4 protein-coding genes are annotated in these 3,750 nt (G+C 68.0%); 2 read left to right on the plus strand and 2 right to left on the minus strand.

Annotation, left to right across the window (positions count from 1 at the left end; all coding sequences use genetic code 11):
- On the minus strand, positions 1-383 hold a 383-nt coding region (locus J5F18_RS10470), incomplete at its 3' end, for a glycine zipper 2TM domain-containing protein (RefSeq protein WP_346298596.1).
- A 243-nt stretch (positions 384-626) separates the two neighbouring features.
- Between J5F18_RS10470 and J5F18_RS10475 the strand changes: the two genes are divergently transcribed.
- Positions 627-1,142, plus strand: coding sequence for a DUF4231 domain-containing protein (locus tag J5F18_RS10475; RefSeq protein ID WP_346298597.1), 516 nt, complete (start codon positions 627-629; stop codon positions 1,140-1,142).
- Positions 1,143-1,207: 65 nt separating this feature from the next.
- Here the strand turns inward: J5F18_RS10475 and soxR are convergent, their stop codons facing one another.
- Positions 1,208-1,651, minus strand: coding sequence for a redox-sensitive transcriptional activator SoxR (soxR, locus tag J5F18_RS10480; RefSeq protein WP_346298598.1), 444 nt, complete (start codon positions 1,649-1,651; stop codon positions 1,208-1,210).
- Positions 1,652-1,750: 99 nt separating this feature from the next.
- Here soxR and J5F18_RS10485 point away from each other — a divergent pair, with 99 nt between their 5' ends.
- Positions 1,751-3,643 carry an ABC transporter ATP-binding protein gene (locus J5F18_RS10485; RefSeq protein WP_346298599.1) on the plus strand — a complete coding sequence of 631 codons (1,893 nt, stop codon included), beginning with the start codon at positions 1,751-1,753 and terminating at the stop codon, positions 3,641-3,643.
- Positions 3,644-3,750 lie beyond the last annotated feature (107 nt).

Genomic DNA, 3,750 nt, shown 5'->3' on the forward strand with positions numbered 1-3,750 from the left:
AAGTCCCGGCACTGCTGGTCGTCGCGTTCGAAGCTCCTCTGGGGAGTCATCGTGAAGTCGTGCCCGGTCTCGGGGTTGCGCCAGGTTTCCGACTCGCCGTCGGGCGTTCGGTCGAGTGCGCTGCTCATGGCCCGCTGATCCTCACGGGTCAGCCGGATGCCGATCTCCCGCCCGAGCCATGCCCCCAGCCCCGCACCGATCAACACGGCAGTGGTCCGCCCGGAACCGCTACCCACCTGAGAGCCCACCCCCGCACCGATGAGGGCACCCAGGCCGGCGCCGATGCCCTCTCCGCTGCTGGTGGTCTGGCAGCCGCCCAGCATGAATAGGCTCAACAGCAGGATGCCCAGCAGGCGCGCGATACGCGCCATCGAGGTCGCCATGACAGCCTCCCCGAAGTGGGTAGGCCCCCGGCCGCGACGTTCTGCAACCGCTGTCGAGGGTAGAAGAGAGTCCCTGACAACAGTATGGCATCGGGTGCGTAACCGCTCCATGCCGTGGGCAACCGACTGCTATCTTTCTTTGGGCTGTGTTCGACAATTGACCGGCCATTTCCGACAAGGCCCGCAGCCGCGCGCTCCTGCCCGCATCAGGCGCCGCGGCGATAGTCGCCGGAGGACCAGGCCATGGATGCTACCGAACCCGCCGCTCACCGCGTGTCATCGGCCCAGTATGGGCCATTGCCGGAGGATGACCTGCCCCAGCGCCCCGAGTGGCGCCGCCTGGAAGCGCAGCTCGCCTGGTATGAGCAGCGCAGCCGGCATTGTCAGCGCTGGCACAAGAGCCTGCGCCTGGTCCAGGTGATCGCCGCGGCCTCGATCCCCGTGCTGTCGCTGCTCGAGGCACCCTTCGCTCGCTGGCTGATCGCGCTGCTCGGGGCGGCGATCGCCGTGCTCGAGGCCGTCGAGCAGATCAATCAGTTTGGCCCGCTGTGGATTCAGTACCGCGGCACCGCGGAGCAGTTGAAGCATGAGAAGCACCTGTTTCTGGCGGCTGCCGGCCCCTATCGTGGCCTCGACTGCGAGGAGGTGCTGAGGCAGCTGGCGGAACGGGTCGAGGAGCAGGTGTCGCGTGAGCATGCCCGCTGGGTGCGCGGCAACGAAAAGTCACTCTCGCCGAGGGACGGCAGCCCCGGGGGATGATGACGGCCGGCGAAGCCTGGTCACTCGGCGGTTCGGCATACGGGGGCGACAAGCAGGTGGCGCTCTCACTCCAGCAGCCTGGCGCCGCAGCCCTCGTCCCCCAGCGCGTCCTCCGGGTTGCGCAGCGGGCACTCCGCAAGGGAGAGACAGCCGCATCCGATGCAGTGGTCGAGCTGGTCACGCAGCTGGGTGAGGCAGCGAATGCGGTCGTCCAGGTTCTCCCGCCAACTGGCCGAGAGACGCTGCCAGTCGGCGGCACTGGGAGCGCGGGAGTCGGGCAGGGTGTCGAAGGCTTCACGGATCTCGCCGAGGGAGATGCCAGTGCGCTGGGCGACCTTGATGACCGCCAGGCGACGCAGCACGTCGCGGCCGAAGCGCCGCTGATTGCCGGCGTTGCGGCGGCTCTGGATCAGCCCCTTGGCCTCGTAGAAGTGGATGGCCGAGACTGCCAGGCCGGTGCGGCGGGCGACCTCGCCGACGCTGAGTTCGCGCTGTAGGGAAGGGGACATGATATTCTCCTTGACCTCGACTTAACTAGAGGTTTTACCCTGCCTGCCACCCCCGGGCAAGCCGGTCCCGGGCCACTGACACGCTACCGGATGGCTGCCATGTTTCGTTACTTCGAGAACCTGGTGAACCCCTACCCGGCGGACAGCGGAGGAACGCCGCCCAAGGGCCTGTTCGCCTTCATCCTGCACTTCTCGCGGCCGGTACTGCCGCTGCTGGTCGCCATGTCGCTACTCACCGCCCTGGTCTCGGCCGCAGAGGTGCTCTTCTTCCATTACATGGGGCAGCTGGTGGACTGGCTGGCCGGCGCCGAGCGGGAGGGCTTCTTCGCCGAGTACGGCTGGCGCCTGGCGGGCATGGCGGCGCTGGTGACGGTGTTGCTGCCGCTGCTCACCCTGCTGCAGGCGCTGGTGACCCACCAGAGCATCTTCGGCAACTACCCGATGATCGGCCGCTGGCTGGCGCATCGCCATATGCTCGGCCAGAGCCTGGCCTTCTACCAGGACGAGTTCGCCGGTCGGGTCTCCCAGAAGGTGATGCAGACGGCGCTGGCGATTCGCGAGACAGTGATGAAGCTGATGGACCTGCTGGTCTACGTGATCGTCTACTTCGCCGGCGCCATGCTGCTGATGGGCAGCGCCGAACCCTGGCTGATGCTGCCGCTGGTGGTGTGGCTGGCCGGCTATATCGCGATCATGTGGATCTTCGTGCCGCGCCTGCGGGCGGTCTCCATGGAGCAGGCCGATGCTCGGGCGGTGATGACCGGGCGCATCGTCGACAGCTACAGCAACATCCAGACCATCAAGCTGTTCGCCGACACCGATCGCGAACAGGCCTATGCCCGGGACGCCATGGAGCAGTTCATGGTTACCGTGCATCGCCAGATGCGCCTGGCCACGGGGCTCACCGTGACCCTGACCCTGCTCAATTCGCTGCTGCTGGCCGGGGTGGCGACCATGGCCATCGGCGCCTGGTACCTGGAGGCGGTGTCGCTGGGCATCATCGCCGTGGCCATCGCCCTGGTGATGCGCATCCGCTTCATGTCCAACTGGATCCTCTGGGAGGTGGCGAGCCTGTTCGAGAACATCGGCACGGTGCAGGACGGCATCAACACCATCGCTCGGGAGCCGGCGGTGAAAGACAAGCCTGGCGCGGACGAGCTCGAGGTGCTGCGCGGCGAGATCCGCTTCGAGGCGCTGCGCTTCGGCTATGCACGGCCCGACCGGGAGGTCCAGCGGGTCTTCGATGGCCTGTCGCTCACCATCGCCCCCGGCGAGAAGGTGGGACTGATCGGCCGCTCCGGGGCCGGCAAGTCGACGCTGGCCAACCTGCTGCTGCGCTTCTACGACCTGGAGGGCGGGCGCATCCGGATCGATGGCCAGGACATCGCCGCGGTGACCCAGCAGTCGCTGCGCCGGAACATCGGCATGGTCACCCAGGACACCTCGCTGCTGCACCGCTCGGTGCGCGACAACATCCGCTACGGCAGCCCCGAGGCCAGCGAGGAGGCGATCCGGGAGGCGGTGCGCCGCGCCCATGCCGATACCTTCATCGACGAGCTGGTGGACCTCCAGGGGCGCCGCGGCCTGGACGCCCACGTCGGCGAGCGGGGCGTCAAGCTCTCCGGCGGCCAGCGCCAGCGCATCGCCATTGCCCGGGTGCTGCTCAAGAACGCGCCCATCCTGGTGCTGGACGAGGCCACCTCGGCGCTGGACTCCGAGGTGGAAGCAGCGATCCAGGAGCAGCTCTACGCGCTGATGGAGGGCAAGACGGTGATTGCCATCGCCCACCGGCTCTCCACCATCGCCATGCTCGACCGCCTGGTGGTGATCGACGAGGGGCGCATCGTCGAGAGTGGCACTCATCAGGAGCTGCTGGTCCGGGACGGCCTCTATGCCGCCCTGTGGCGACGCCAGTCCGGCGGCTTCCTGGGGCTCGACCCCAACGGGGAGGTGGGTGAGTCACCAGGCCGGGCCCTGCCTTCCCTGCCGTAGCCCGGCCCGCTTCCCCCCGCGGCGGGGGGGGGATGGGGTGCCGTTTGGCCACCGAGCGGCTGTCGATCCGCGCCGGCGTTGCTCGACCCTTGAACAGGCAGCGCCTA

The organism is Halomonas sp. BM-2019 (assembly GCF_017584085.1).

Excerpts from the sequence above, each read along its gene's own strand:
- J5F18_RS10475 (WP_346298597.1), top strand. The coding sequence starts at position 627 with ATGGATGCTACCGAACCCGCCGCTCACCGCGTGTCATCGGCCCAGTAT.
- soxR (WP_346298598.1), bottom strand. The coding sequence starts at position 1,651 with ATGTCCCCTTCCCTACAGCGCGAACTCAGCGTCGGCGAGGTCGCCCGC.
- J5F18_RS10485 (WP_346298599.1), top strand. The coding sequence starts at position 1,751 with ATGTTTCGTTACTTCGAGAACCTGGTGAACCCCTACCCGGCGGACAGC.